This window comes from Rhizobium skierniewicense Ch11 (assembly GCF_023757665.1).
Classification (GTDB): Bacteria; Pseudomonadota; Alphaproteobacteria; order Rhizobiales; family Rhizobiaceae; genus Agrobacterium; species Agrobacterium skierniewicense.
The window spans coordinates 20,678-47,405 of sequence record NZ_RXPG01000006.1; the positions used below are offsets into that span (position 1 = coordinate 20,678).

Genomic DNA, 26,728 nt, shown 5'->3' on the forward strand with positions numbered 1-26,728 from the left:
AGGGACCGCAGGTGCCATCACGCCTGCGCTTCATCCGGCTTCGACCGCGACGTCAGGATCTTCTGGTAGAAGAGGCCGATACCGATCAGCACCACGCCGAGACCGATGAAGGACAGCGCGCGCAACACACCTTCGAGATTGCTCATATCGATGAGGAACGCCTTGGCGACGGCCAGCAACACCAGCGCGGCTGAGGCGAGGCGCAGGCTCCTGGCGTCAAAGCGGGAGCCGAGAACGAGCAGCAGCACACCGATGGCGAGCCAGACGACCGAATAGGTATATGTCTCACCCTGAAGGAAGCCCTTCCATTCGGCGATATTTTCGCCCTGCCAGAAGCGGCGAACCGAAAGCGTGGCCCATGCGAAACCAAGCGCCGCGCCGGACAAGGCAAGCAGCGTGACGTAGAGGGCTGGACGCTTCCCGCGCGCATACCAGGTCAGTCCCGCATAGGCGCAGGCTGGAAGCAGATATCCGATCAGCAGCAGGTTGAAGAACGGCCATGGACCCGTGTTTTCGCCGGTCATGTAAGGGTTGAGGCTGTAAAAATGCGCAAGCAGCACGTTGAACATGGCGGCGACGCCCGCCACCATGGAGCCGTACCGGAAGATAGGGCTTGGGCTTTTCAGATCCAGCGTCATCAAAACCCCGGACATGCCGATGGTCAGCAGCGTGTAGATCGACTGTTCCCCCAGCGTCGGTGCCGCGGTGTTCAAGACGCCACCGTTCATGGCATGGCGTACGAGAATGGCGATGGCGAGAAGCGCCATGAGGCTTGCAATCGCTTGCAGGAAGTTCTTGACCCGCGTCCCCGGCCAGTTCCGTAGCAGCCACGCGGATGCAATGGCCAGCAAGGCCGGGATGCCATAACCGGGCAATAGCGCGTTGAAGACCGGTGTCGTGCCCAGGTTCTGTGGACCGACTATGGTGGGTTCCCAGGCGATCCGGCCGAGCACGAAGAGGCAGGCAAGGGCCATGGTCCACGGCAACGCCGCCCAAGAGATGCGCTGTGCGGCAAGCACATAGGCAAAGCCGATGATGGGGATGAGAAGGGTGGTGGCGAGACCCGATGTCAGCGTGTGAACCGCAAAGGAGAGCGCCAGGAAGGAACCGATGACCATGACATTCACGGGCGCGGTAAACGCATCATCCTGTCTCCGGTCAAGCCGATAGGCTCCCCCCAGCAGTACCATCGCAATCGACAGACCGTAGGCGGCATGCAGCCAGTCGCGGGTGAGGTTGCCATATTCCACAAAGCTTATGATGCCAAGACCCAGCGGAACGACGCTGCCGATGAAAGCCCAGAGACTGCCAAAGGAGGGGTCTCGGGACGTCTTGCTCCGGACTGCCTGCCATGAAAACAGCAGAAAAAGGATACCCATGATCCGGGTTACAGGTCCCTGCATCGCATCGTTGATACTGATAGCGGAGAGCGTTGCGCTGCCGTCAGTCAGCGACGGAAGGTAGTTGACACCGAAGCCTGCCAGAAGATTGGCGCAACCAAGTGCCGCCAGCGAAGCAAAGATGGCGGGCCAGACGGCGTGGTTGCGTCCGGCGCCGATGGCAGCCAGACCCAAAACGAGCACCGCCATGGCAAAGGCTGGGTGGAGCGTTATGCCGGTCTCGATGACGGAGAAGGCAAGCGCCGGCAGCACGATGGCGAGCGACAGCGTGACGCCAAGGCTTGTCGGCTGACGTCCCAGCAATTCCGTCACAACGGCCCGATAACGATCTGAACGGGAAGGATCCAGAGGCGGGCCATAAACGGTTGTCCTGTGTGGCGCGCCAGCATACGCGCCGGGCCATATCCAGATCGAACCGGCAATCATGGCGATCAGGCTGGCGATGACGGGTTCCGCCTCGATGAGCGGCGCATACAACATGTAACCGATGGCCCACAAGCCCAAGCCGACATTGGCAAGGGCCGGAACGACATGCCAGCGCTGTTGGCGCGATGCTATCGCCGTCGCAACCCATGAGGCTGTGAGAAAACTGAACAGCCCCCAGATACTGGGAGTTTCGGTCGAAATGAGAAGCGGCGTGATCATCGAGCCGAGAAGGCCAAGACCGGCCAGCGCTTGTCCGTGCAACAGGGACAGGGCAATGGTGCCAAAACCGACAAGCGCAAGCGCGGCGAATGCTGTGGTTGGGCCGATATAGTCGTAAATTCCATAGGCGGCAAAGATCACGCCGAACAGCGTCAGCGACGCCGCAGCCGTCAGGATGCCGGGAACCATGGCGTTGGAGTAGGCCGCAGCGATACCGGGAACGGCCTTGCGGCGAATGGCTTCACCGGCTGCTGCGAGCACAAGACCGAAAATACCGGCCATAGCCAGTCGCACGGCGGGGCTCAGCAAGCCGCTTTCGATGGAGTATTTGACGAGGAAAATACCGCCGAGTGCCAGTGCAAGGCCGCCGGCCCATACGGCCCAACGGGCACCGAGCTGGCTTTCGAAACTCTCTTTCTGGCTTGTGAAAGCAGGCGGAAGCGTGAAGGTTTCAGCTGCGTCCTTCGGTGTTGTCTCATCTGCCGCGGCCTGTGCGGTTATGGCAGTTTGGTCTTGCCCCGTCTCTGGCGAGGCCGCACCTGCGGTCAACTCGTCGTCGACGGCCAAGGCCTGCTCTTGCGCAGTTTCGGAAACCAACATCCCGCCTTCTGCGACGTGCGCTTTCAACGCTTTCAGCTCCGCCTCGACAACCTCTAGCCGTCTGGAGTTTTTGATGCTGGCATTGAGCGTGTAGAAGAAGGCAACGATGTAGCCGACGATGAGAAGCAACAGGAACGCGGTCATAAGAACCCCAAATATGATCCTGTTTTCTAAGCCTTTTCCGAATGATTACGCAAGTCTGGCTGTGGACAACGCGTTGCCCCATCGTTTGGCCAGCTCCACGTCTTCCACTCCCAGGTCGTGGCCATGGGGCAGAAGCGTCAACTGCACCTCTGCACCGTTGTCCACAAGATGCTGCTTGAGAGCATCGGCGCTGTCGCGGTGTCGGTCCGTTTCCCCGGCTGCAAGCGTAAAGCGCCTCCCTGAGAGGTCGGCGAGCGGCCAGTGCTCCAGCACAGGCATAGGGCGCAAGAGCAGAGCATCTCTGGCCGCGTTCGGGTAGAGCGCGCAGACGGCGGCAAGGAAATTGGCGCCGTTGGAATGGCCGATAAAGCTGAGTGTGTTCGGGTCGATATCGTAGACATGAATGGCCTCCTCCAGAAAGGTGGCGAAGGCTTCCGCTTCGAAGGCGATATCCTTTTCGTCGAAACGCAGATCGGAAAAGCGCCTGAACCAGCGGGCGATGTCTTCTTCGGTGCTCCGCCCTCGCACGCCGAGCAGCGTGGCCCGTGGCCTGGCCGTGTGGGCCAGCGACATCAGGCTGGTTTCGCTGCCACCGGAGCCATGAAGCAGGATGATGGTGCTGCCATCCGGTTCTGCCGGTGTGTAGAAGCGGTGCACAAACGGCAGGTCGCGGTAGATGATGCGCTCGTTCCCGGGCAGGGAAAATTGTGGTAGCGCCACGCGCACATCCTCTTCATCCTGCATGAACAGTGGCGGTATGAAGAGCTTCTCTCCCAACGTATCCTCCGGCTCATCGATCGTCATGCCGGGACCATCCGTCGCCATTTCGATCAGAACGTCACCCGGTTCGCGGACGTAGAGCGACGAAAAATATTTGCGATCATGCGCGTTGGTAGGTGAGGAATTGAGCGACTTCAGCGCCTGTAATGTGTCATTCAACGCGTCCAGGTCCGCCGCGCGGAACGCGATGTGATCCACCGTGCCGGTGCCGGGGGCGCTGGACCAGAATCCGGTCGCGTCGCGCACGTCGATAATATCACCGGAGGCGGACACCGTGCGCCGGATGGCGCCGTGCTGGCGCACCCGGCTATATCCGAAATGCCGCGCCAGAAAGCTTTCGGTTTCCTCCGGCACTTCACTCAGCACGGTCGCGCCACGAATGCGGCGAATCGCGTGTTCGGCAGGAATGCCGGGCGCCTCATGCGGAACTGCCTCTGCAAAGGCTTGGGTGCCGACCATTTTGAGGATAATGCCATCAGGGTCCTTCAGGCGGATGACGGGTTCGCCGAACTCCTCCATCGGACCTTCGGTGCGAACACCTGCAGACAGCGCGCGGGTCAGCCAAAAGCCAATGCTGGCGGGATCGATGGCCAGCGATACGTCCAGCGTTTGGCCATAACCGACACGGCCTTGCCCGCCGTCTTCCCAAACGAGGAATGTCAGCAAAGATCCGGGCGATGCGGCGTAATCTCCGTAAAGCAGATGAAGCTGCATCGCGTCTTCAAAACCGGCGGTTTGCTTCACCAGCCGCAGACCTAAAAAGCCGACGTAAAAATCCACGTTGGCCTGCACCTTGCGGGTAATCATCGTAATGTGGTGAATGCCACCTGGAGACGTCATGAATGCTTCCTCTGTCACTTGGTCGCCTATTTTCGTCGGCCGTCAAGATTTGGCAATGGCGCTGATTGAAGACGATGCGTTCATTTTGTGAACAATCGTGTGACAGGCCTCGATCATGCCCGTGAAATATGCGGTTGCACATGGCAGGAATAGAAAATGATTATATTTTAATCGTTATAAAATTTGAGCAAAATATGTGCGATTTGTACTTGCTATCGGAGTTCAAATTGGCTTTTATGTTTTCCAACGGGATAAAAAATCTCCAGAGGGAAAAAATCAGAATGTTGACGCGAAGGCTGTTTTCAAAAACGGCGGCTTTGGCCGCCATTGCTTTGTCCGCAATGACAACAGCACCACTGCCGGCCTTCGCGGAAACGCCCGTAAAATTTACGCTCGACTGGAAATTCGAAGGTCCGTCCGCCGGCTTCCTGCTGGCCTTGGACAAGGGATACTTCAAGGCTGAAGGTCTCGATGTCACCATCGATAGCGGCAATGGATCCGTCGAGGCGATCCCGCGCGTGGCGACAGGTGCCTACCAGATGGGTTTCGGTGACATCAATTCCGTCATGAAATTTCTGGACGAAGACCCGACCCAGAAGGTGAAGGCCGTTTACATGGTCTATGAGCGCCCGACCTTCGCGGTTGTCGGCCGCAAGTCCCTTGGCGTGACGACCGATCCCAAATCGCTCGAAGGCAAAAAGCTCGGCGCGCCGCCGCCGGATGGTGCCTTTGCGCAGTGGAAGGCGTTCAAGCAGGTCGCCAAGATCGACGATAGCAAGATCGATATCCAGTCCATCGGCTTTCCCGTGCGCGAACCCATGCTGGCGAAGGGTGAGGTGGACTCCGTTTTCGGCTTTGCTTTTTCCGTCATTCTGAACCTCAAGGCGCAGGGCATCGCGGATGACGATATCGCCACGATCCTCATGGCCGAACACGGCTTGAATCTGTATGGCAACGCCGTCCTGGTAAACACTGATTTTGCGACGGAAAACCCCGCTGCCGTCAAGGGGTTCCTGAAAGCTTTGGCAAAAGGCTTTGCCGATTCGGTCAAGAACCCGGAAGAGGGCGTGGCGGCGGTGTTGAAGCGCAACGAGATCCTCGACAGTGATATCGAATTGCAACGCCTCACCATGGCCAACGCCATGAACATCAAGACTCCCTACGTCATCGCCAATGGCATGGGCGGTGTCGATCCGGCGCGTCTGGCTGCATCCATGGAAACGCTGAAAGTGTCCGTCGGCCTCAAAGGCAATGTGAAGGCAGAACAGGTTTTTGACGCGAGCTATCTGCCACCCAAGGAAGAGCGCTTGCTGCCTTGATGGCACAGACACTTTCACGCTGCAACGCGTCACCGACATATGCTGGCTCAGGGCCGGTATGACGGGAAATAGGGTCGCCTGACGAGCAGGGCGCCTGCGATATTCAGAGTCAGGAACAAGCATGCCTCATCTGGTTGAAATCGACGGCGTCGACATGCGCTATGGCGGTGCATCAGGGACGCTTGCCGTTTCAGGTCTCGACCTCAAGGTCAAAAAAGGCCAGTTCGCAGCCGTTGTCGGACCGTCGGGTTGCGGTAAATCGACGTTGATGAAGCTCGTCACGGGCCTGCATATTCCGCAAAAGGGCAATGTTATCGTCGCCAACAAGCAGGTCACGGAACCGGTATCGATCGTGGGCATGGCGTTTCAGAACCCGACCATGCTGCCATGGCGCACCACGCTTGAAAACATACTTCTGCCGTTGGAAATCGTTGAGAAACATCGCCACAGGCTGCGCGCGCACAAGGCGGAATATGTCGCCAAGGCAGAACGCCTGCTGGAAATCGTCGGGCTGAAGGGGTTCGGCTCCAAATTTCCCTGGCAACTGTCCGGCGGCATGCAGCAACGCGCCAACCTGTGCCGCGCCTTGATCCACGAACCTGAACTGCTGATGCTGGATGAGCCCTTCGGCGCGCTGGACGCCTTCACCCGTGAGGAATTGTGGTGCGTCATCCGCGATCTCCACGCCGCCAAACGCGTGACGATCGTTCTCGTGACCCATGACCTGCGCGAGGCGACGTTTCTTGCCGACAAGATCTTCGTGATGAGCGCACGACCGGGCAGAATCCTGGCCGAGTACAAGGTGCCCTTCGCCCGTCCGCGTCAACTTGATCTGATGTACGAGAAAAGCTTCAACGACATGGTCCAGCAATTGCACGGCGAGATCGCAAAGGCGAGGGTCGCGGCATGAGCGCGGTTTTTGAAAACACGGCAAGAAAGCAGCCCCGCCTGCCGCTGGTAGCCCGCATCAATTGGGTCAAGGCAGCCCCCTGGCTCTATACGCTCGTGCTTTTCCTGTCGTGGGAACTGCTGGTCTACGCACTAAAAATGCCGCAAACGATCCTGCCGTCGCCCACCCGTGTCGGCCAGGCCATCGTGCAATACTGGTCGCCGATCTGGAAAAATTCGCTACAGACGCTTTATACGACCACTCTGGGCTTTGCCCTCGCGGTGGTTGCGGGACTGGGGATCGGCCTCTTCATCGGCTGGTCGAAGACGATCTATGCCGGACTTTATCCGCTGATGATCGGGTTCAACGCGGTTCCCAAAGTCGCGCTCGTCCCCATTCTCGTCATCTGGTTCGGCATCGGCACGGTACCCGCGGTGCTGACAGCCTTTCTGATTTCGTTCTTTCCCATCGTCGTCAATGTCGCCACCGGCCTTGCGACGATAGAGCCGGAAACGGAGGACGTTTTGCGTGCGCTCGGCGCAAAGAAAATGGACATCATGCTGAAAGTCGGCATTCCCCGCTCCATGCCCTACTTCTTTGGCTCGCTCAAAATCGCCATCACATTGGCCTTCGTCGGCTCCGTTGTCTCCGAAACCGTCGCGTCGAACTACGGTCTCGGCAATATGATGAGCTCGGCTCAAAGCCAGTTCAACGTGCCCTTGGTCTTTGCGGGGTTGCTCATGCTCGCTGTCGAAGGCATTGCGATGTACGCGGTGATGGCGTGGATTGAACGGCGTATGACAGGCTGGGCACATCGTTCGACAATGGGCCAGTGAGCTCAAGGAAAAAAGGCTGTTTCTCTTCAGCCTTTTTATCATGAGATTATTCCGAAGACTGTTCGCTCACCTTCATATCCCGCTCGTCGAATGCGCGCTTCAGGGCTTTCGTCATATCGCGCGTGGTCGCAAACCAGTTTTCACTGCGTGCCCAGTAGCGCAGCTTCACCGTGGAGCTGTCGTTGCTGACGGAATCGATGAAGGTGGTCGGGGCAGGGTCTAGAAGCACACGGCTTTCGGCGCGGGCGACGTCCATCAGCATGGCCTGGGCGTCGGTGGTGCTGTCACCTCTGGGCACGGTGACGCTCAGTTCGTGGCGACGCGATGGGAAGCGGCTGTAATTGGTAATGGGCACGTTCCAGAGCGTGGCGTTGGGCGCAAGGCGATAAAGTCCTTCGCTTGTCTTCAATTCCGTGGCGAACAGGCCGATTTCAATCACCGTGCCCGAGACAGAGCTCGTCTCGATATATTCACCCACGCGAAACGGACGCAGCACCAGAAGCATGATGCCCGCCGCGATATTCTGAAGCGTGCCCTGGAGCGCAAGGCCCACGGCAAGACCTGCAGCGCCAAGTGCTGCGAGAATGGACGCTGTCTGAACACCGAACTGGCCGAGCACCATGACCAGCACGAGAATAATAACAATGTAGCGAACAGCGCCTGAAAAGAAACGCGCCAGCGTTTCATCGAAACCGCGAATGCGTGAAAGACCTTCATACGACCAGCGCTGCAACAGCATGGCTGCAATCCAGCCCACGATCAGCAGAAGAAGCGCGCCGACGATGGAAAATGAATATTGAACCATCAACGCGCTGGCCTGTCGAAGTGCCGCCTGAGAAGCAACGATAAGATCGGTAGCCTGCTGGTCCATAAAACTGCCCCTGTTCAAATTGTCTCAAATGTCATCTGTTTCGTAACGAGCGACAAGGAGGTGAGTTCCGGTTTTCGTGTGATCAGGCAGAAAGCGGAAGAACGAAGGGCACGTTGCCGTCCGTATCGGCACCGCGTCCGATTCCTCTGATAGCGGCGGTCAGAGCGCCACCTCGACCCAGAAGCCGATCTCCGATTTCAATGATACGCGCGTTGGGCGTCGCATAGGGAGACACGCGACGAAGCCGTGTGGCCAGCGCCGCATCGTCCTGCTCCGGCTGGACGGTCAGCGCGACGATGACGGCTGCGGCGGGAGAGCGGGAAACGCCCATCCAGCAATGGACCAGCAGCGGGGCCGATTGATCCCAACTGCGGGCAAACTCGATCAGTTGCTGAATGTGGACGTCATCCGGTGCAATCAGCTTGTCGGTGCCTTTGAACGTGATGTCGTTCATTTGCAGCGACAGATGGCGCTCGGCGGAAATGATTGCGGGACGGTGAAACGCCTGCTCTTTGGCAATCAGCGTCACCATTTCCCGCGACTTGTGGCGCACGGCCATCTCGGCGATCCGGGAGAGGGGAGAGACGACGATGGCGGTCATGGCTTGCCCTTTCGAAGCAATTCGATCGCGTCGAAGCGTGAGACGAATCGACTTTGGGCTTCGATTGCAGGCACAGGCTCGATGTCGATCATGTCTTTGGTGATGCCCCTTGGCAGACCGAAGAACGTCCGTGCTTCCGCCATGGAGAAACCGGCAAGCTCCGTCGCTTCAAAGTAGGCGGCGACGGTGTCCGCTTTCTTGATGCGCTGTTTGAGATCGGCATTTGCATGGGGCGGAAGCGAAAACCGCAGGTGCACAGCCGACTCCAGCCGTTTCTCGACGATTTTGTAGCCGCCACCGACCACGGATTTGAACGGAGAGATCATGTCACCGATGACATATTCAGGGCCATCATGCAGCAGCGCCATCAACATCTCATTCGGCGTGGCAGATGGGTTCATTCGAGAAAAAATGGTTTCAACGATCAGGCTATGCTGGGCAACGGAAAAGGCATGGTCACCCCGGGTCTGACCGTTCCACCGTGCCACACGCGCAAGGCCATGGGCAATATCGGCGAGCTCGATGTCAAGCGGTGAGGGATCCAGCAGGTCCAGCCGTCTGCCGGACAGCATGCGTTGCCATGCGCGGGGTGTTTTCGAGATCGCCACGTTCAGTCTTCCGCAGCGTTGGTCGGATCCACTGCGGGAAAGCTCAGCCCGCTCCAGGTCGGCAGCGCAACAGTCACGGGAACGCCCGAAACGGTCATATCGGTTCCCAATGCCATGGCGTCTGCCGCGCGATCGGTCCTGATGATGGCTAGACCTTGCGAACCGTGTACGGTACCGAGGGTGCCGATGGATTTGCCACCGGCCGTGATATCCGTGCCGCTTGGCGGGAGTTCAGTCTCAGCCTTGACGATCACGACACGGCGGCGGGCTGTTCCGCGATGCTTCATGCGGGAGACGACCTCCTGTCCGACAAAGCAGCCCTTGTGGAAGGATACGCCATCATTCACGTCCATCAAAACGTCATGGGGGAACGCGTCGTTCAGCGCATAATCTGCGCCGGACACGGCTATCCCGTTCGAAACGCGCAATGCATCATAGGCAGCCGGGTCGCCTGAGGCAGAGGAACCCATCAATCGATAGAGCTCGATGCCCGCCTTGGCGAAACGGCTGTCCCTGATCGCACCTGCCGGGGCGGTTTCGTTCCAGATGACGCTGACGCCCATCGTGTCGTCAGCCTTCAGCTCCACAGGCGCGCGCAGCTTGTACAGGGTCAGGCGTCGCAGCAACGCGTCCCTTTGATCTGCGCTTGTCTCCGCAACGAAGCTGTCGCCATCCCGCCAGATCAAAAAATCAAACATGATCTTGCCTTGCGGCGTCAACAAAGCGCCAGCGCGGGCTTCGCCCTCCGGCAGCGATTCGAGATCGGGAGTAATCAGGTTTTGCAGAAAATCCGTGGCTCCACTGCCGGAGACATGGATGAAGGCGCGGTCGGTCAAAAAGGCGGAAGACATAGGCTCTACCATTCGGGTTGGTTTACCCGAACAGTTAAGGTCTTTGAGCGCCAACGGCAAGCGCGGTAACCTTAGAGCGTTTCCATTCAACAAGGAAACGCTCTAGTCACCGGCGGTGAAGAATTTCCACTGGCCATCTGGCGAGATACCGATGCGGTAAAAACTGTAATTGCCATATTCCTGCATGTCGGCCAGATCACCTGCGGTGATGATGCGCAGCAGCTCGACCTTTTCCGTCGGCGTCAGCGTGGTCAGCGACTTTCCGGCGAAATAGGGGAAGACATACATCTCGTCTGGTGTCCCAGCGTCAATCTTTGCATAGCCCGTCGACAGGAGGTCGATGATGATGGCGAGCACTTCCAGCCCGTCTGGATCACCCGAAAAGCTTTTCAACGCCGCAATCGGATCGTTGCCGCTGTCGCCATCCACGCGCGCCTGGTTGGGGCCTGGATTGACGAGTGGGCGCAGCTTTTCGATGTCGCCTGTCGATGCCGCATCGATAATGAGTTGACGCAGCCGACGCACCGGCTCCGGTGCCTTGCCGATGTCGTGTTCAATCTGGGCGGAAATCTGCGGAGTCTCGGCCTGATCTGCGGCAGGCTGTTCACCCGAGGCTCGGTTTACAAGCGGGTCTGGCATTGGAATGCCGTCTGAATCACCCTCGATGGCCTCGGGCTCGGACGCCTGTGGTTTTTCAGCGGGTTTTTCGCTTTCACTGGTCGCTGGATCCTGAACCTGTTTCAGTTCTGACAGCGCGTATGCGTTATGGGAAAAACCGACGGTGGCGAGCGTCAGGGACAGCATCAAGGACACGGCGGCGGACGACCGCAAAAGCCCCTTGCGAGAGCAAGACATGACTGAACTCCAGCTTACTGAATGATGCGGTGGGGGGAGAATTCGCCCTCGAGCATGCGCTGGCGCAGCGATTCGAGCATCGCTTCCGCACCTGCTTCGCCGTGCATGCGAATGGTTTCGCGCATGGCAAGGGCAACAGCGGCATCTGCGATGATCTCAGGCTCGATACCGTCGGCCATGCCGTCGGCCCATGCTTCGTTCTGGTGTTCCAGAGCGACCTGCATTTTTTCATGCACGATCATATCGTGGATTTCGTTACGGCTTGTTTGCATCTTTCATCCTCGACAGGCAGGCAACTCGTTACCACCCTGTTAACAACTCTAACAGTCTTTTATCAAAACGGCACGGGCTGCGACCAAAAGAGGTTAATAAACCTCTAATTTCCGAACCTCGACGCAATTTCCTGCGCCAGTGTTGCCCCTTCGATACGGTATTTCTCTTCCGCTGCAATCGCCGCCGGTGTGCAGGCAGTGTGTACGGCGGCAAATGTGCGATACCCACGATTGAACGCAGCGGTCATGCGTTGCTTGCGCTGCGGTTCGTTGGCGGTATCGGCAGCCAGAAGGTCGCTCATCGATTTGCGCCATTCCTCAGAACCCGTTGCGGGGCAGAGCGTGCGCAAATATTGAACGGCGCCCAGAATTTCGGACAGGCGCGCCATCTGATTATCGTAGGGCGCGGGCTTTTCTTCTGGCGGCGGAGCGACGGACTTTACGGCCGGTTGCGCATCAGCTTGAGACGCCAGAGGCAACGCGGTGCCAAGGCCGAAAAGCACGGCGAGCCAGATACCTCGTTTCATCAGTTTACGCATGACCCGCCGTGACGTTGCAACATCTTGAGGGCAACTAGCCGCGATTCTGCTCAGCATTGCAACGGGCCGAGTAAACGTTCCGCGCATTCGACCACGCTCTCGGGTGCAGGCAATCTGCGGATTTCCGCCAGTGTATACCACCCGGCCTCCGCGGCATCGTCAGCCGCGAGCACGTCGGCTGCGCTATCGGCTTCCACCGTGTAGACCGACAGAAAAAAGTGACTGCTCAACCGTCCGTCAGCATCACGGCTGGGCAAATCATAAGTCGCGAAAAGCTGTGGATTGCGGGCAACGATCCCAGTCTCCTCCTCCAGTTCCCGCAAAGCGGTCTCCGCAGGCGTCTCTCCGGGCTCGCCGCGCCCGCCGGGAAAGGCGAACATATCCTGCGATGGCGGATTGATACGCCGCACCAGCAGCACACGATCACCACGTCGAACGATTGCGGAAGAGGCAGGTTGGGGCAGGGGCATGAAATATCCTTATACGATAGTTCCAATTATGCGCTCAACCTTGCAGGAAACGTGGCAACCGCCGCGATTGCCGAAAAAAGAGTGGTTAAAACGGTCTTTGCGTCATTTAGAGGCTTCACGACAGCACTGAGACACTATGATCGCGTGCCAGGAATCGACACGGACTATCCGAATGAAACTCTATCTCGTCTTCGCGGCCGCAGCGCTTGCCGAAATTGCCGGGTGCTTTGCATTCTGGGCGTGGTTGCGTATGGAGAGGTCGATCGGATGGCTTGTGCCGGGCATGGTGTCGTTGGCGGCCTTTGCGTGGTTGTTGACGTTGGTCCCCACGGAAGCGGCGGGTCGGGCCTACGCTGCCTATGGCGGCATCTATATTGTCGCCTCGCTCATCTGGCTGTGGAGTGTCGAGGGACATGCGCCGGACCGCTGGGATGTGGCAGGCGGTGCGATTTGCCTCGCCGGTGCGTCACTTATTCTATTCGGACCCAGAGGTTAGGCCATGTGCGGGCGCTTTGTCTTGAATTCAACGCCGGAAGATGTGGCGGAATATCTGGACCTGATCGGTCTGGAAGAGTTTCCGGCACGGTTTAATATCGCACCAACGCAGCCCATTCTCATCGTGCTGGAGGGCGCGCAGCCTCAACCCGGGAGCAATTTACCGAACCGGCAGGCGATGCTGGTGCGCTGGGGTTTTCTGCCGGGCTGGGTCAAAGACCCCAAGGAGTTTCCTCTGCTGATCAACGCCCGCTCCGAAACAGCCATTGAGAAAGCCTCGTTTCGCGCCGCGATTCGCCACAGACGGGTGCTGATACCCGCAACAGGTTTTTATGAATGGCACAGGCCATCGAAAGAACAGGGTGGACAATCGCAGGCCTATTACATCAAGCCCAAAAGGGGCGGTATCGTCGCCTTTGCCGGATTGATGGAAACATGGTCTTCGTCTGATGGCTCCGAAGTCGATACGGGTGCGTTTCTCACCACCTCCGCCAATCGCTCGATTGCGCGCATTCATGATCGCATGCCGGTGGTGATTGCGCCGGAGGATTTCAGTCGCTGGCTGGATTGCAAAACCCGGGAGCCACGCGACGTCGTCGATCTGATGAAGGCGGCTGACGACGACTTTTTCGAGATGATCCCTGTTTCGGACAAGGTCAACAAGGTCGCCAATATCGGCGCCGACTTGCTGGAGCCGGTGGCCGTAGCGCCCATTCCCGCACCGAAAATCGAGCCTCCGGACGATGCGCAGATGTCACTGTTTTGATCCAGTTAGAGCGTTTCCCTTAAACGAGGAAGTGCTCTGGAAACGCAAAACGGCGCATCATGCGCCGTTTGTTGTCTTATATCCCCTGATGCTGCCTGAAGATCAGGCTACCTTTGGCTGAACCGGCTTGCGCGTCAGCATCATGGCTGCGGCGGCGACGGCCTTCAGACCGAGAGGTCGGTAGTGGCTGTTCAGGTCGGGCTTCGCAGCCGCTTCGGTCTTCTGTGTCTCGCTCATGTCTGTCTCCGGAGTTCCCCTTGAACGCGTCGATCTGACAGCGTTGCTGCAAACCTCTCTCATGGGAAATCGTGACAAATTCGAGGCAATTTTAATCAATTGAAAATTGCACACTGCGACATTTCGTGTTCGACGCAGCACTGGAAAATGCCACAATGCTCCGCGCCGTTGTAATCGATCCCTAAAGGCCGCGATGGTCCAGCCCGTCACCATGGTCGTCCTCGATCGTCAAGGTACCGTAACGCTTGTGCCAGATGCGGGCGCTGAAGGGCAGGAAGACAAGATAGGCCAGAACCGTCAGGACGAGAATTTCCCAGGTGAAGCTCATCAGGAGCGCCACGTAGAGCACGACGATCAGGATGGCAGGCAAGACAAGATCGCGACGGATGCGGCTTTCGGATTTGCCAGACCAGACGGGTAAACGGCTGATGAGCAAGTAGCCAATGAGCACGGTGTATGCGCTTGCGATATACGCGAAAGTCTTGCCCGGTTCGATGCCCATGAAGCCGAGATAAACCGGCAACAGCACCAGCATGGCACCCATCGGCGCAGGGACCCCGACGAAGAATTCGCTCTGCCAGGGTGCCTTGATCTCGCGTTCCGTCATGACATTGAAGCGCGCGAGGCGAAGACCCGCGGCGATGACGTAAATGAGGGCTGCGATCCAGCCGATGGAGCGGACATCGTCCAGAAGGTAGGCATAGACCACCAGCGCGGGGGCCACGCCGAAATTGACGATATCCGCCAGCGAATCCATCTGCGCGCCGAATTTCGACGTCGCCTTCATCATCCGGGCAAGGCGACCATCGACACCATCCAGAAACGCCGCCAGCAGAACCATACCCACGGCAAGCTCGAACCGACCCTCGAATGCGAGCCTGACGCCGCTGAGACCAGCACAGATTGCAAGCACGGTGACAAGGTTGGGAATGACGAGGCGGAGCGGGATTTCGCGCAGGCGCGGGCCCCGTCCGGTGTCACTGCTGATCTCATGCTTGCCGTTTGTCGTCGGCTCTGGCGTAGGCGTGTCCATGGCGCTGGTCTCCTGTTGTCTTAGCCGCGACGGCTGATGACCGGACCCTTGGCAGAGCCGAATTCCGCCAGAACCGTTTCACCGGCAATGGCCGTCTGGCCGATGGAGACGCGGGGCTGGAAGCCTTCCGGCAGGAAGATATCCAGGCGCGAACCGAAACGGATGAGGCCAAAACGTTCACCGGCATCAACAGGCTCGTTCGGCTTCACCCAGCAAACGATGCGGCGGGCGACCATGCCGGCGATCTGGACGACGCCGACCTTGCCATGCGCGGTTTCGATGACGAGACCATTGCGCTCGTTGTCTTCCGATGCCTTGTCCACTTCGGCGTTGAGAAACAGGCCGGGGCGGTAGGCAACATTGATGATGCGGCCACGAACAGGCGCACGGTTCACATGGCAGTTGAAAACATTCATGAACACCGAGATGCGGACCATGGGCTCCTTGCCGAGTTCCAGTTCCAATGGTGGAACCACGGTCTGGATGGCGGAAACCTTTCCGTCGGCAGGGCTGATGACGAGGTCGTCGTCCTGCGGTGTGACGCGTTCAGGGTCGCGGAAGAAGTAGGCGCACCAGGCAGTCAGCACGAGGCCAACCCAGAAGAGAGGTTCGGCTATCCAGCCAAGCACCAGGGATGCCACGAAGAAGGCGGCGACGAAAACATAGCCTTCCTTGTGGACCGGCACGATGGTGTTGCGAATGGTGTCGAACAGGTTCATTGCTCTTTCGTCTCCGAGTTTATCTTTTCAGCATGCCAGTCTCGGCGCGATCGGGTTGATCAGCGTGCCCAAGTCCTTGGCCATCCTCTACAACGCCTTTCACCAAAACGGTCGATCGTTTCTGGCGTGACGTGCTGCATATAATCATTCGGCAGCCGATTTCACGGTCGCACGCGACAAAACACGCATTGGTGACTACAGGCAAATCGCCTGAACGGCAATATTTTCCAATGTTTGACCTGGGGTTATACCGTCAATGCGCGGGTGCGCCGCGATCCACCACGCCCAGATCATCCTTTTCACGGACTTCGCGAAGGCGTTCCTCGGCCTGGATGGCCTCCCGCTGGCGGCTCCACATGGAGGCGTAGAGGCCACCGGCGTCGATGAGAGACATATGGGTGCCGCACTCGGCAATCGTGCCATCCTTCAAGACGATGATCTCGTCTGCACTGATCACGGTCGAAAGGCGGTGCGCGATCACAAGCGTGGTCCGGTTTTTCGAGACGATGTCGAGCGCGCTCTGGATTTCTTGCTCGGTATGCGTATCGAGGGCGGATGTCGCCTCATCGAGAATGAGAATCGGCGGCGCCTTCAAGATCGTGCGGGCAATCGCCACGCGCTGTTTTTCCCCACCCGACAGTTTCAGGCCACGTTCGCCGACCATGGTCGCATAGCCCAGGGGCAGCTTGCTGATGAAACCGCTGATCTGCGCGGCATTTGCAGCCGATGTGACATCGGCATCCGTTGCCCCCGGCCGTCCATAGTGGATGTTGTAGGCCAGCGTGTCATTGAACAGCACCGTATCCTGCGGCACCATGCCGATGACGGAGCGCAGGCTTTTCTGTGTCACCTGCCGAATGTCCTGACCATCGATGGTGATCGATCCTGACTGGATATCGTAAAAGCGGTAGAGCAGGCGTGACAGCGTCGATTTGCCCGCACCCGACGGACCGACGATGGCAACGGTCTTTCCAGCGGGGACGTCGAAGGAGATGCCCTTCAGAATAGGGCGCTCCGCGTCATAGGCAAAGTGGACGTCGCGAAAACAGAGCGCACCCGTGCCGATTTGCAATTCCTTCGCATCGGGTGCATCGATCACTTCGGCCTGTACGTCCAGAAGGTCGAACATCTCTTCGATGTCGGTCAGCCCCTGGCGGATTTCGCGGTAGACGAAGCCGATGAAATTCAGCGGAACGGAAAGCTGCAACAGCAAGGCGTTGATGAAGACGAAATCGCCAATCGTCTGGTCGCCGCGCTGCACGGCCAGTGCCGACATCACCATCATCACCATGGAGCCGAGGCCGAAAATGACGCCCTGGCCAAAGTTCAGCCAGCCGAGAGAGGTCCAGATCGCCGTCGCTGATTTCTCGTATTTCGCCATGGACGCATCGAACCGGCTTGCTTCCATGTCTTCATTGCCGAAATATTTCACGGTCTCGAAGTTGAGCAGCGAATCGATTGCCTTGGTGTTGGCGTCGGTGTCACTGTCGTTCATGGAGCGGCGAATGGCGATGCGCCAGTTGCTGGCCCGCACGGTAAACCAGATGTAGGCCCATACGGTCAGCACCGTCACCAGCACGTACCAGAAACCGTAGGACGCCCAGAAGATAACGACCGTCAGCAGAAACTCGATAAAGGTCGGGGCCGTGTTCAGGATGGTGAAACGGACAATCGTTTCGATGCCTTTGGTGCCTCGCTCGATGACCCGCGACAGACCGCCGGTCTTGCGCTCCAGATGAAACCGCAGCGAGAGGCGGTGCATATGCACGAATGTCTTGTAGGCCAATTGCCGCACGGCATGCTGCCCGACGCTGGCAAACAGCGCATCACGCAGCTGGTTCAGCCCGACCTGAACAAGGCGTGCAAGATTGTAGGCGACCACGAGAGCCACCGCACCCAGCAGAAAGGTCGGCATCAGCCCGGCCATATCCAGCTTGCCATTCAGCGCATCGGTCGCCCATTTGAAGAAATAGGGAACCAGCATCAGCACCAGTTTTGCGATGAGGAGAAAGACCGTGGCCCAGACGACGCGCATTTTCAGGTCAAGTCTGCCCTGTGGCCACATATAGGGCCATAGATTGACAAGGGTGCGGAGCGGATTGCTGGAATCCGCGGAAATCGTCTTGTTGGGATCGCTCATGCTCTGCTCCGATATCTGCGGGGATGCAGACAGCAAGACGGCGGCCCAGATGTGTGCCGCCGTTCTGTATTAGATAAACGTGTCAATCGTTTCACGCAATCCCGATAGGGTTTGCAGTCAACGAGTCATCAGGCGTTTGCGATGGATTTCCTCGGCATTCGGCAGGGCGCTGTCCGGCACACCGAAAATCTGGCCGGGCTCGATCAGATCAGGGTTTTTGATCTGGTCCTGATTGGCGAGATAGATCGTGGTGTAGCGCACGCCCTGTCCGTAAACACGGCGCGAAATCTGCCACAGCGTATCGCCACGACGGATGATGACGGCGCCTTCACTGTGAGACAATGGAGCCTGCTCGAAGGTTTTCGGCCCTGTTTCAGCAGAGGCCGCTGCCTGCGTCTGGACCTGTGCCTGAACCGGAGCAGCTTCCACCGCACCCGGCATGGTCGCGTTCAACTCTGCAAAGCGACCGGATAGTCCGGCAATGCGATTGCCGATGACCGCGACATCACTTGGCAGGTTGTCGATGACAGAAAGCAAATCGCGGGCCTTGGCGGAGATGCCACCGACGAATGCGGTGAAATCGACGTCTGCCGTCGCAGCCGTGCGGAATTCCGCCAGAGAACGAAGCGCAATGGCTGTGGCGGATTTCGCAGCCGCGACTTCATCGAGGCTCGGCGTTCTGCCGTTTGAGTAAAGGCCGGAGAGAATGGAGTAGGCTTTCGAGACCTCTTCACGCAGGGATTCGAAAACCGAACGGTCACTGGTGGCACTTTGTGTTTCCGTCTGTGCCTGTGCCTGCGCCTGGGCCTGGGTCTGGGTCTGGGTCTGGGTCTGCGGCGCGCTTGCGGCAGGTGATGGCTGGGCCGCTGCCGGAGCCTTTTGCGCTGATACGGTTGCCTGATCGTTGGCGGGACGCGCGAAGGGAACGCGAACGCGCACGGTGACCTTGCCAGCAGCGTCCAGCGCTTCGGCCGTCACGACATGGTCGCCGACAGCCAGATCGACATTACCCTCGATCACGAAGCTACCGGAGGCTTCCGCCTTGCCATCGCCGATCGGTTTGTCGTCGACCAGGACGCGCACGGCGGCATTTGCCGGAGCAGCACCCGCAACGAAAATCTTGGAGCCTTCGAACTCGACAGCAACGACGCGGATCGTTGCCGCCTCGGGGGAGGGCTGCGGGGTGGACGTGTTCATTGGAGCCGATGGCGTCGTGGCGGATCCGGCCTGGGTTGAACCCGCGGCTTGTGTCTGTGCTTGCGGCTGTTCCGTCGCACCATTGGCCGGTGGCGTTGCCTGCGCTTGCAGGGCACCCGGTGCCGCATCCGGCATGGTCATCACGCGGCTTGCCTTGCCCGGAGTCGTCACCATGGCCAGAAGCTCGCCATTCTTCTGAGACGGCACGGAAACGGTTGCGGTCTCTGCGGATTGCGCGACCTTGCCGTCCTTGCCGGTTGCGCGAAGAATGATCTGGTGATCGCCGGGCGCAAGCGGGTTGTCGAGAACGGCAGCAAAGTCGCCAGTGCTTTCGACCGGCGTTTTCGCGATGACCTGCCCGTTATTGACGATTTCAAGCGTCGTTCCCGCCGGTGCCTTGCCCGCGATGACGGCGGAGCCATCCGGCTCGACGCGCAACACATCGAAGGTTGGCAGTTGTGCAGCATCGCCAGGTGCAGGCGCCGAGGCAGGCGAGGCTGGAGGTGTTGCCGGAGCAGCAGGGGTCGGCCGTGGCGCGCCATCGTCGGTGCCGGTAAACACGCCGGGCAGGCGGCGAACCTGGTCCGCGGCAGCAGACGCGTCTGCAGGCAATCCGCGCAGGAAGGCGATGGTGCGTTCAGCGGCAGACCGTGCAGTGGTCAGCAGACGTGAGGTATTCTCATCGATTGCTTCGGGAATATCGATGTTTTCCAGCTCCTTCAGCGAATCCTCGACCGTCTTGCGGGCGGCCGTGAACTCATCATTGGAAGGCACCTTGCCGTCAGCGAAACGTCCCGTCATGTCCTTGATGGACTGGTTGGCGGATTCCGCCAGACGCCCGACCTTGTCTGCGACGGTTTCGGTATCCTTGGCGGCGTCCGTCAACAGATCGCCCGCCTTTTCGCCACCCATCTCCACGCTGTTCTTAACAGCGTTGCCAGCATCGTTGATGGCGTCGCCGATCGGCTTGTCGTCGCTCGATATGCGTGGGAGAACGAAGAAGACCATGAGCAGCGTCGCGACGCCCAGCACGATAAGCGCCAGCAGTCCGGCCCTTTTGTTGTTCATTGTCGATCTCCGGGTAACATTCTTGTCTTTACGTTGCGATAGCTAGCGTTTAAGTCGTGCGCGCACAAGCGGCACCCCTGTAAATCCAGCGTTTCTGCGGCTCGGTCCCCAAATTTTCTTGACGGATCGGCGGCACCATAGTTCCTTCGTTCCATGACTGAAGAAAATACATCGATTCGATCCATTTGCGTTTACTGCGGTTCCCAGCCCGGACGCGACCCCGCCTACATGGACGCAGGCCGAGCACTGGGAAAATCCATCGCCCAACACGGAATTCGCCTCGTTTACGGCGGTGGAACCAAGGGCATCATGGGTGCCGTGGCAAGCGGTGTCCTGTCCAACGGCGGCGAAGTTACCGGCATCATACCGGATTTTCTCGTCGATATGGAAGCCACGCGCCATTCTCTCGGACAATTGAACGAATTGATCATCACCAAGGACATGCATGAGCGCAAGCACATGATGTTCGAGCGCTCGGATGCATTCGTCACGCTCCCAGGCGGTATCGGCACGCTGGAAGAGATCGTCGAGATCATGACATGGGCGCAGCTCGGTCGTCACGCCAAGCCCATGGTCTTTGCCAACATCAACGGCTTCTGGGACCCCATGCTGGAGCTGATCCGCCATATGCGCGATCAGGGCTTCATTCACCGCGCGCATCTTCTAAACCCGCTGGTGATTGACGAGATCGGGGCTATCGTTCCCGCCATCATCGACCGCGCCAGCGCGCAGCAGAACCCGCAGGGCGATCCCTCGGTTATCTCCCAGCTCTGAGACCCTCAGTGCCCGGGGCCGGTCCTTCAATCACGCTTTGCTCTCCGGCGTCCGATCAGACCTGGCACCGTGTAGATGACCAACGCTGCCCAGATCATGATGAAGGCGACGAGCCTGACCGTGTCGAACGGTTCCTTGAAGACGAACACGGCGATGATGAAGATCATCGACGGTGCGATATATTGCATGATGCCGATGGTGGAGAGTTTCAAGAGCTTCGCACCATTGCCGTAGAGAATGAGCGGCGTGGCGGTGACGATGCCGCTGGCGATCAGCAGCCACGTGTCCGTTGGGGTTCCGGCCATGAAATGCGCCTGACCGGTGCTCATGAGATAGATGATGAAGGCGATTGCTGGCGGCGTCAGCAACAGCACCTCCAGCAGAAAACCTTGCGTCGGCCCGATGGGAAGGGTCTTGCGGAAGAAGGCGTAAAAGCCCCAGGAGACGGTCAAGGCGACCGACACCCATGGCAGGTTGCCCGCGTGCCAGGTCAGCAGGGCAACGGCCAGAGCGGAGAGGACGATTGCCGAAATCTGAAAGCGGCTAAGCTTCTCCTTCAACAGGACGGCGCCCAGAAAAATGCTGAACAGCGGATTGATGAAGTAACCCAGCGCCGCATCGAGCGCACGGCCGGTGCCGATCGCCCAGATATAGACGCCCCAGTTGATGCTGATGATGGTGGCCGTCAGACAGGCCATGGCCAACATGCGCGGCGTCGTGAGTGCCTTCTTGATTTCGGCGGTGCGCCCCAGCAGCATGAGAACGGCGGCGGCAATCGGCACGGACCACACCACGCGATGCGCAATGACCTCCAATGGCGACACATGCGCAACCGCCTTCATGTAGAACGGAAGAAAGCCCCATAGGATGTAGGCGGTAAAAGCGTAGGCGAAACCACGCGCGCCATCGCCGGGCGGAGACGTCTCTATTGTCTGGTTAACGGCCATGGGAACTGCCAATCTCGAGCGGAAAGCACCGGCCTATTCCTGTTTGGCGTTATATTCCAATTCATTTACGTGAAGGATGCGATGAAAAAAGCATCATCTGCTTAAATAATAAGTGTGCCGCCTGAATCGGAATGTCAGGCGGCAACGCTAAATCCTTGTAATATATGATTATTTTCCCGCGAACCGATCTGTCGCGCGAATGAGCTGGTCGAGAATACCGGGTTCGCTCATCGCATGACCGGCAGCCTCGACGATATGCAAATCCGCTTTCGGCCATGCCTTGGACAACTGCCAGGCATATTTCAGCGGGCAGGGCATGTCGTAGCGTCCGTGGACGATGACGCCGGGGATGTCTTTCAGCGTGTGGGCATCGCGCAGCAACTGGCCGTCTTCGAACCAGCCGGCATTGACGAAATAATGGGTTTCGATGCGCGCGAACGCGATAGCATATTGCTCTTCGCCGAAATCATCGACACGGCCCTGATCCGTCACCAGCGAGATTGTCGCACCTTCCCACTGGCTCCAGGCCTTGGCGCATTCCAGCTTCTTCTTTTCGTCGGTGCCGGTGAGATAGCGATTATAGGCGACCATCATCTCGCCGCGCTCGGCCTCGGGAATGGGCGCAATGAAGGTTTCCCAGCGGTCGGGATACATTTCCGAGACACCGAACTGATAGTACCAGTCCAGTTCCGGCTTGGTCAGTGTGTAGATGCCACGCAGGACGAGTTCGCTGACGCGATCCGGGTGGGTCTGCGCATACGCAAGCGCCAGCGTCGAGCCCCAGGAACCGCCAAACACCTGCCATGTCTCGAAACCGAATTTTTGCCGCAGCTTTTCCATATCCGCCACCAGATGCCACGTCGTATTGGCCTCCAGAAACGCATGCGGTGTGGAGCGGCCGCAGCCGCGCTGGTCGAAGAGGATGACATCGTAAAGCGCCGGGTCGAACACCCTTCTCTGTGTGGGGTTGACCCCGCCACCGGGACCGCCATGCAGGAAAACGGCGGGCTTGGCACCCTTCGTGCCGACACGTTCCCAATAGATCACATGGCCGTCACCCACATCCAGCATGCCGGTATCGAAGGGCTCTATCTCCGGATAGAAACCGCGCAACGCGTTGCTCATGTCGTCTTTTCCTGTGGTGGCCAATGCGCTGTATCCTTGTCTGGATGCTGGTGGTTTTTGACGGTCTGCTCTGGGCCGTCCGTCGCCTCTACGGGCAGGGTATCGAGATGAGAAAACCAATGCATCTTGCTGGAAAGGTTTGATTGTGCTTCCGGTATGATGTCGAGCGGTTCGTCCAGCGAACCCAGCGTGACATTGATGAAATTCTTGTCCGGAATATCATAGAACAACGGCGTCCCGCAGGTGCCGCAAAAGCCGCGCCGAACGTGATCTGACGATTGAAACCAGTTTGGCTTGCCGCGTGTGAGCCTGAAGCGATCAAGGCTGCTTGCGCCAAGCGGCAGAAAATAATTGCCCGATGCCTTCTGGCACATGCGGCAGTGGCAGACATGCGGATAGCGGATGTCACCCTCTATCCTGTAACGCACCGCGCCACACTGGCATCCGCCGGAGACTGCCGTCGCGCCCGTCAATTCACAGTATCCTCAGGTGGCCAGACGTGGGTATCCTGATCAGGGTGTTGAAAGGAGACCATGGAGCTCTCATCCAGACTTTGCTGCGCATGTGGCTTGTCGAACAGGGTTTTGATCCACGGCATCTGCATGTGCGTGTTGACTTGCACCTGTGGCTCGACCTCCTGCGGGTGATCGAAGGCGCCGATGGCAATTTCGACGCCGCCCGGATGGTGATAGGTCAACGGCGTGCCGCATTTGTTGCAGAAGCCGCGATGGATTTTGGCGGACGAGCGAAACAGGCTTGGCTGCCCGCGCGTCCATGTCAGATGCGCCTGATCGGCCGTGACGAGCGCGCCGAAGAAATTGCCGAACTGCTTCTGACACATGCGACAATGGCAGATGGAGGGGCGACCAAGCTTGCCTGCGTGAAAGCGAACCGCGCCACATTGGCAACCGCCGGAATAACCTGCATCGCTCATTGATTTTTCTCCTGTGGCCATGCCTGCGTGTCGTGGTCGGGATGCTGATGGGATGTGAGGTTCGCCAGATAATCAACCGATGTCAAATCGTCCTCGGTCGGCACGGCGGGCAGGGTGTGGAGGCGATCCACGAAGCTGATCTTCCGCTCGACACCCCATTGTATAGACGGCGGGAACGTCGAGGGATCGTCAAATGCGCCCGCAGCAACGGCCATGCCATCCGGTGCCTCATAGGTCAGTGGCGTTCCGCAATCGCCGCAAAAGCCACGGCTCACCACACTGGAAGACCTAAACCGCTTCGGCTCTCCGCGCGTCCACGCAAAGTCCTTGCCCCGCACCGAAACCAACGGCGCATAATAGGCGCCGAACGCCTTCTGGCACATGCGACAATGGCAGATGGAGGCATCGGCAAGGTCACCCTCGACACGAAACCGGATAGCGCCGCATTGGCATCCGCCGGTGTGGATGCGTGTTGTCATGGCTGGCTCCCTTCGATCCAGTTTTCGATCTTTAATCCCTCGACACGAGAAAACTCCCTGACGTTGTTGGTGACGAGAATGATATCCAGTGAGAGTGCGTGCGCCGCGATGAACATGTCTGTGGTGCCGATCAGAGTGCCACGTTGTTCCAGAGACGTTCTTATATCGGCATAATGTCGGGCCGCAGCTGGGCCGTAATCGACAGTAGCTATTCTGGTGAGCAGGCCTTCGACCAGATGCGAGAGCCTTGCCGATCCCTTGCGCTTAATACCAAACAGAATTTCGGAGAGAACGATTGAGCTTATACAGATGTCATCTTGGCTGAGATGGTAAAGCTTTTCTGCGGCAGGCCCAAACGGATTTCGGACCACGTCGGACACGATATTGGTGTCCAGCATGTAGCGCGCTGTCGTCATAAATCAACAGATCTCGGCGGCTGTTCATCGAGATCGAATTCAGGGACATCTTCGTCAAGGGGGCTCTGCTGCCGTAACCACTCGATCATATTGCCCTTGCGACGATCAGTCGGTTCGATGATGAGGCGGTCCCCATCTCTGTGCATGACCGCCTCGTCACCAGGAAGCTCGAACTCCACCGGAATTCGAACGGCCTGATTGCGTCCGTTCCTAAATAGCTTGACGTGTCGCTCTGCGCTCATCCCAACCTTCCTTATCAGGCATATGCTGTAGCATAGGCCGAATGTGGGCAGGGCGCAAGAAAGCGTTCATACGCGATGGAGGCTACCGCTTGATCTCCCAGGTCGTCACCCGCTCACCACTCTCCTTGTCCTTGCCATCCTTCAACTGAATGCCCTTGGCCGAAAGCTCGTCCCTGATACGGTCGGCTTCGGCAAAATTCTTCGCTTTCAGCATTTCGAGACGCATGGCGACGAGCGAGTCGACGGCGGCGGCGATAGCTTCATCGACCTCGGCTTTTTTTGGTAAAACACCGAGCAATGCCGCGCTGGCCGCGAAGACGGGCAAGTGTTGCGGATCCGCGTTGGCAGCTTGGGCCAGCGCGTGGAGCGCTTGCACGGCAGCTACCGTGTTCAGATCATCAGCCAGCGCATCTAAAACGGCCTGATCCGGCGCGGCATCACCAATCTCGGCGGCAGGCCATTTGGCCAGCAGGCGCTCCGCTTCTTCCAGCCTCTTCACCGAAAAATCGATCGGCTCGCGGTATTGCGTCATCAACATCGCCAGACGCAAAACCTCGCCCGGCCATTGGCGGCCGCCAAACTTGTCCGTATGCAGCAGCTCGTGGATGGTGATGAAGTTGCCATCCGACTTCGACATCTTGCGGCCTTCGACCTGCACGAAGCCGTTGTGCATCCAGACATTGGCCATGACATGCGTGCCATGGGCGCAGCGGGACTGGGCGATTTCATTTTCGTGGTGCGGGAAGATGAGGTCCAGTCCGCCGCCATGGATGTCGAAGACTTCGCCGACGTAACGCCCGGCCATGGCCGAGCATTCGATGTGCCAGCCCGGACGACCGCGACCCCAGGGGCTTTCCCAGCCAGGTTCGTTGTGGCCGGACAGCTTCCAGAGGACAAAATCGCCGGGGCTTTTCTTGTGCACCTCGACGGCCACACGCGCACCAGCCTGTTGCTCATCCAGCGGGCGCTTGGAAAGCTGGCCGTAATCGCTCATGGACTGGGTGTCGAACAGCACTTCACCGCTGGCCACATAGGCATGACCACGCGCAATCAGCTTTTCGATGATCGCGATCATCTGGGGAATGTTGTCGGTGGCGCGCGGCTCGACGGTCGGCTCGAGGCAGCCGAGCATGGCGACATCGTCATGAAACTGCTGTGCGGTCTTTTCTGTCACGGCATGGATCGCGTCGTTCAGAGGCAGGTTGGGGTAATCGCGCAGCGCCCGTGCGTTGATCTTGTCGTCAACGTCGGTGATGTTGCGCGCATAGGTGACATGCGCGTCGCCATAGACGTGGCGCAGCAGACGATAGAGAACATCGAAGACGATCACGGGGCGCGCGTTGCCAATATGGGCGAAATCATAGACCGTCGGGCCGCAGACATACATGCGCACATTATCGGTATAGATCGGCTGAAACTCAGCCTTTCCGCGGGTCAGTGTGTTGTGGAGTTTCAGGCGCAGGGACATAAGGATTTTCCTCAAGGGCAATCATTTCCCAAGCCGGAACGTTTGTCTGCTTTGACCTTTCGGAAGACGAAAACGATCTGGCCGGGTGCGAGACCAGCAAAATTTAACTCAGCAACAGCAGCAGATCATCGTTTTCATGGCTTGCGTTATGAAACGGCGCGCGGATTT

General features: G+C 58.6%; 29 protein-coding genes. 6 read left to right on the top strand and 23 right to left on the bottom strand.

Annotated features, from left to right (window positions below; translation table 11 throughout):
* Window positions 1-17 precede the first annotated feature (17 nt).
* Window positions 18-2,789 carry a DUF2339 domain-containing protein gene (locus EKM04_RS06335; protein WP_183897465.1) on the bottom strand — a complete coding sequence of 924 codons (2,772 nt, stop codon included), beginning with the start codon at window positions 2,787-2,789 and terminating at the stop codon, window positions 18-20.
* Between the two features lie 45 nt (window positions 2,790-2,834).
* Window positions 2,835-4,409, bottom strand: coding sequence for a VOC family protein (locus EKM04_RS06340; RefSeq protein WP_183897466.1), 1,575 nt, complete (start codon window positions 4,407-4,409; stop codon window positions 2,835-2,837).
* A 281-nt stretch (window positions 4,410-4,690) separates the two neighbouring features.
* Between EKM04_RS06340 and EKM04_RS06345 the strand changes: the two genes are divergently transcribed.
* The 3 genes from EKM04_RS06345 (at window position 4,691) to EKM04_RS06355 (ending at window position 7,453) form a co-directional block, all read left to right on the top strand.
* A complete protein-coding gene (locus EKM04_RS06345) occupies window positions 4,691-5,728 on the top strand; it encodes an ABC transporter substrate-binding protein (protein ID WP_183897467.1) in 1,038 nt (345 codons plus the stop codon).
* Window positions 5,729-5,849: 121 nt separating this feature from the next.
* On the top strand, window positions 5,850-6,638 hold the full coding sequence (locus EKM04_RS06350; protein ID WP_183897468.1) for an ABC transporter ATP-binding protein: 789 nt from the start codon (window positions 5,850-5,852) through the stop codon (window positions 6,636-6,638).
* The gene (locus tag EKM04_RS06355; RefSeq protein ID WP_183897469.1) at window positions 6,635-7,453 is read left to right on the top strand and encodes an ABC transporter permease; all 819 of its coding nucleotides are present in this window, start codon (window positions 6,635-6,637) and stop codon (window positions 7,451-7,453) included. Before EKM04_RS06350 ends, EKM04_RS06355 begins: the two co-directional genes overlap by 4 nt.
* A 46-nt stretch (window positions 7,454-7,499) precedes the next feature.
* Here the strand turns inward: EKM04_RS06355 and EKM04_RS06360 are convergent, their stop codons facing one another.
* From EKM04_RS06360 to EKM04_RS06395, 8 genes are all read right to left on the bottom strand, one after another.
* The gene (locus EKM04_RS06360; RefSeq protein ID WP_183897470.1) at window positions 7,500-8,324 is read right to left on the bottom strand and encodes a mechanosensitive ion channel family protein; all 825 of its coding nucleotides are present in this window, start codon (window positions 8,322-8,324) and stop codon (window positions 7,500-7,502) included.
* 82 nt (window positions 8,325-8,406) lie between these two features.
* A complete protein-coding gene (locus EKM04_RS06365; protein ID WP_183897471.1) occupies window positions 8,407-8,925 on the bottom strand; it encodes a tyrosine phosphatase family protein in 519 nt (172 codons plus the stop codon).
* Complete coding sequence (locus EKM04_RS06370) at window positions 8,922-9,533, bottom strand: YfbR-like 5'-deoxynucleotidase (protein ID WP_183897472.1); 612 nt, start codon at window positions 9,531-9,533, stop codon at window positions 8,922-8,924. The genes EKM04_RS06365 and EKM04_RS06370 overlap by 4 nt, the downstream gene beginning before the upstream one ends.
* A 2-nt stretch (window positions 9,534-9,535) precedes the next feature.
* The gene (gene ygfZ / locus EKM04_RS06375; protein ID WP_183897473.1) at window positions 9,536-10,384 is read right to left on the bottom strand and encodes a CAF17-like 4Fe-4S cluster assembly/insertion protein YgfZ; all 849 of its coding nucleotides are present in this window, start codon (window positions 10,382-10,384) and stop codon (window positions 9,536-9,538) included.
* Window positions 10,385-10,486: 102 nt separating this feature from the next.
* Complete coding sequence (locus tag EKM04_RS06380; RefSeq protein ID WP_183897474.1) at window positions 10,487-11,239, bottom strand: hypothetical protein; 753 nt, start codon at window positions 11,237-11,239, stop codon at window positions 10,487-10,489.
* Between the two features lie 14 nt (window positions 11,240-11,253).
* Complete coding sequence (locus EKM04_RS06385) at window positions 11,254-11,511, bottom strand: hypothetical protein (protein WP_174152554.1); 258 nt, start codon at window positions 11,509-11,511, stop codon at window positions 11,254-11,256.
* A 104-nt stretch (window positions 11,512-11,615) separates the two neighbouring features.
* Complete coding sequence (locus EKM04_RS06390) at window positions 11,616-12,038, bottom strand: TIGR02301 family protein (protein WP_183897475.1); 423 nt, start codon at window positions 12,036-12,038, stop codon at window positions 11,616-11,618.
* Window positions 12,039-12,100: 62 nt separating this feature from the next.
* Window positions 12,101-12,520, bottom strand: a complete 420-nt coding sequence (locus EKM04_RS06395; RefSeq protein WP_174152556.1) for an NUDIX hydrolase — start codon at window positions 12,518-12,520, stop codon at window positions 12,101-12,103.
* Between the two features lie 172 nt (window positions 12,521-12,692).
* On the opposite strand from EKM04_RS06395, the gene EKM04_RS06400 reads away from it, so the two are divergent.
* Both EKM04_RS06400 and EKM04_RS06405 read left to right on the top strand, forming a co-directional pair.
* On the top strand, window positions 12,693-13,016 hold the full coding sequence (locus tag EKM04_RS06400; protein ID WP_174152557.1) for a YnfA family protein: 324 nt from the start codon (window positions 12,693-12,695) through the stop codon (window positions 13,014-13,016).
* A gap of 3 nt (window positions 13,017-13,019) precedes the next feature.
* Window positions 13,020-13,781 (top strand): SOS response-associated peptidase, encoded by a 762-nt coding sequence (locus EKM04_RS06405; protein WP_183897476.1) that lies wholly within the window; start codon window positions 13,020-13,022, stop codon window positions 13,779-13,781.
* A gap of 102 nt (window positions 13,782-13,883) precedes the next feature.
* Here the strand turns inward: EKM04_RS06405 and EKM04_RS22900 are convergent, their stop codons facing one another.
* The 5 genes from EKM04_RS22900 to EKM04_RS06425 all read right to left on the bottom strand — a co-directional run bounded on the left by EKM04_RS22900 (window position 13,884) and on the right by EKM04_RS06425 (window position 20,175).
* Window positions 13,884-14,018, bottom strand: a complete 135-nt coding sequence (locus tag EKM04_RS22900) for a hypothetical protein (RefSeq protein ID WP_268842323.1) — start codon at window positions 14,016-14,018, stop codon at window positions 13,884-13,886.
* A 181-nt stretch (window positions 14,019-14,199) separates the two neighbouring features.
* Window positions 14,200-15,051 (bottom strand): CDP-diacylglycerol--serine O-phosphatidyltransferase, encoded by an 852-nt coding sequence (gene pssA / locus EKM04_RS06410; RefSeq protein WP_174152559.1) that lies wholly within the window; start codon window positions 15,049-15,051, stop codon window positions 14,200-14,202.
* Between the two features lie 20 nt (window positions 15,052-15,071).
* Window positions 15,072-15,770 carry a phosphatidylserine decarboxylase gene (locus tag EKM04_RS06415; RefSeq protein WP_174152560.1) on the bottom strand — a complete coding sequence of 233 codons (699 nt, stop codon included), beginning with the start codon at window positions 15,768-15,770 and terminating at the stop codon, window positions 15,072-15,074.
* A gap of 253 nt (window positions 15,771-16,023) precedes the next feature.
* Entirely contained in the window at window positions 16,024-17,910 is a 1,887-nt protein-coding gene (locus tag EKM04_RS06420; protein ID WP_183897477.1) for an ABCB family ABC transporter ATP-binding protein/permease, read from the bottom strand.
* Between the two features lie 117 nt (window positions 17,911-18,027).
* Complete coding sequence (locus EKM04_RS06425) at window positions 18,028-20,175, bottom strand: LysM peptidoglycan-binding domain-containing protein (RefSeq protein ID WP_183897478.1); 2,148 nt, start codon at window positions 20,173-20,175, stop codon at window positions 18,028-18,030.
* A 153-nt stretch (window positions 20,176-20,328) separates the two neighbouring features.
* Between EKM04_RS06425 and EKM04_RS06430 the strand changes: the two genes are divergently transcribed.
* Window positions 20,329-20,949, top strand: a complete 621-nt coding sequence (locus EKM04_RS06430; protein WP_183897479.1) for an LOG family protein — start codon at window positions 20,329-20,331, stop codon at window positions 20,947-20,949.
* A 26-nt stretch (window positions 20,950-20,975) separates the two neighbouring features.
* Here EKM04_RS06430 and rarD read toward each other — a convergent pair whose 3' ends face one another.
* The 8 genes from rarD to cysS all read right to left on the bottom strand — a co-directional run bounded on the left by rarD (window position 20,976) and on the right by cysS (window position 26,560).
* Window positions 20,976-21,896 carry an EamA family transporter RarD gene (rarD, locus tag EKM04_RS06435; RefSeq protein ID WP_174152564.1) on the bottom strand — a complete coding sequence of 307 codons (921 nt, stop codon included), beginning with the start codon at window positions 21,894-21,896 and terminating at the stop codon, window positions 20,976-20,978.
* Window positions 21,897-22,064: 168 nt separating this feature from the next.
* Window positions 22,065-23,021 carry a prolyl aminopeptidase gene (pip, locus tag EKM04_RS06440; protein WP_183897480.1) on the bottom strand — a complete coding sequence of 319 codons (957 nt, stop codon included), beginning with the start codon at window positions 23,019-23,021 and terminating at the stop codon, window positions 22,065-22,067.
* Window positions 23,018-23,494, bottom strand: a complete 477-nt coding sequence (locus tag EKM04_RS06445) for a GFA family protein (protein WP_234911034.1) — start codon at window positions 23,492-23,494, stop codon at window positions 23,018-23,020. Before EKM04_RS06445 ends, pip begins: the two co-directional genes overlap by 4 nt.
* Window positions 23,491-23,955 carry a GFA family protein gene (locus EKM04_RS06450; protein ID WP_183897481.1) on the bottom strand — a complete coding sequence of 155 codons (465 nt, stop codon included), beginning with the start codon at window positions 23,953-23,955 and terminating at the stop codon, window positions 23,491-23,493. The genes EKM04_RS06445 and EKM04_RS06450 overlap by 4 nt, the downstream gene beginning before the upstream one ends.
* Window positions 23,952-24,434, bottom strand: a complete 483-nt coding sequence (locus EKM04_RS06455) for a GFA family protein (RefSeq protein ID WP_183897482.1) — start codon at window positions 24,432-24,434, stop codon at window positions 23,952-23,954. Before EKM04_RS06455 ends, EKM04_RS06450 begins: the two co-directional genes overlap by 4 nt.
* The gene (locus EKM04_RS06460; protein WP_183897483.1) at window positions 24,431-24,850 is read right to left on the bottom strand and encodes a type II toxin-antitoxin system VapC family toxin; all 420 of its coding nucleotides are present in this window, start codon (window positions 24,848-24,850) and stop codon (window positions 24,431-24,433) included. The genes EKM04_RS06455 and EKM04_RS06460 overlap by 4 nt, the downstream gene beginning before the upstream one ends.
* Window positions 24,847-25,092: an antitoxin gene (locus tag EKM04_RS06465; RefSeq protein ID WP_183897484.1), complete on the bottom strand. Its 246-nt coding sequence runs from the start codon at window positions 25,090-25,092 to the stop codon at window positions 24,847-24,849. The genes EKM04_RS06460 and EKM04_RS06465 overlap by 4 nt, the downstream gene beginning before the upstream one ends.
* 82 nt (window positions 25,093-25,174) lie before the next feature.
* Complete coding sequence (gene cysS, locus EKM04_RS06470; RefSeq protein ID WP_183897485.1) at window positions 25,175-26,560, bottom strand: cysteine--tRNA ligase; 1,386 nt, start codon at window positions 26,558-26,560, stop codon at window positions 25,175-25,177.
* Window positions 26,561-26,728 lie beyond the last annotated feature (168 nt).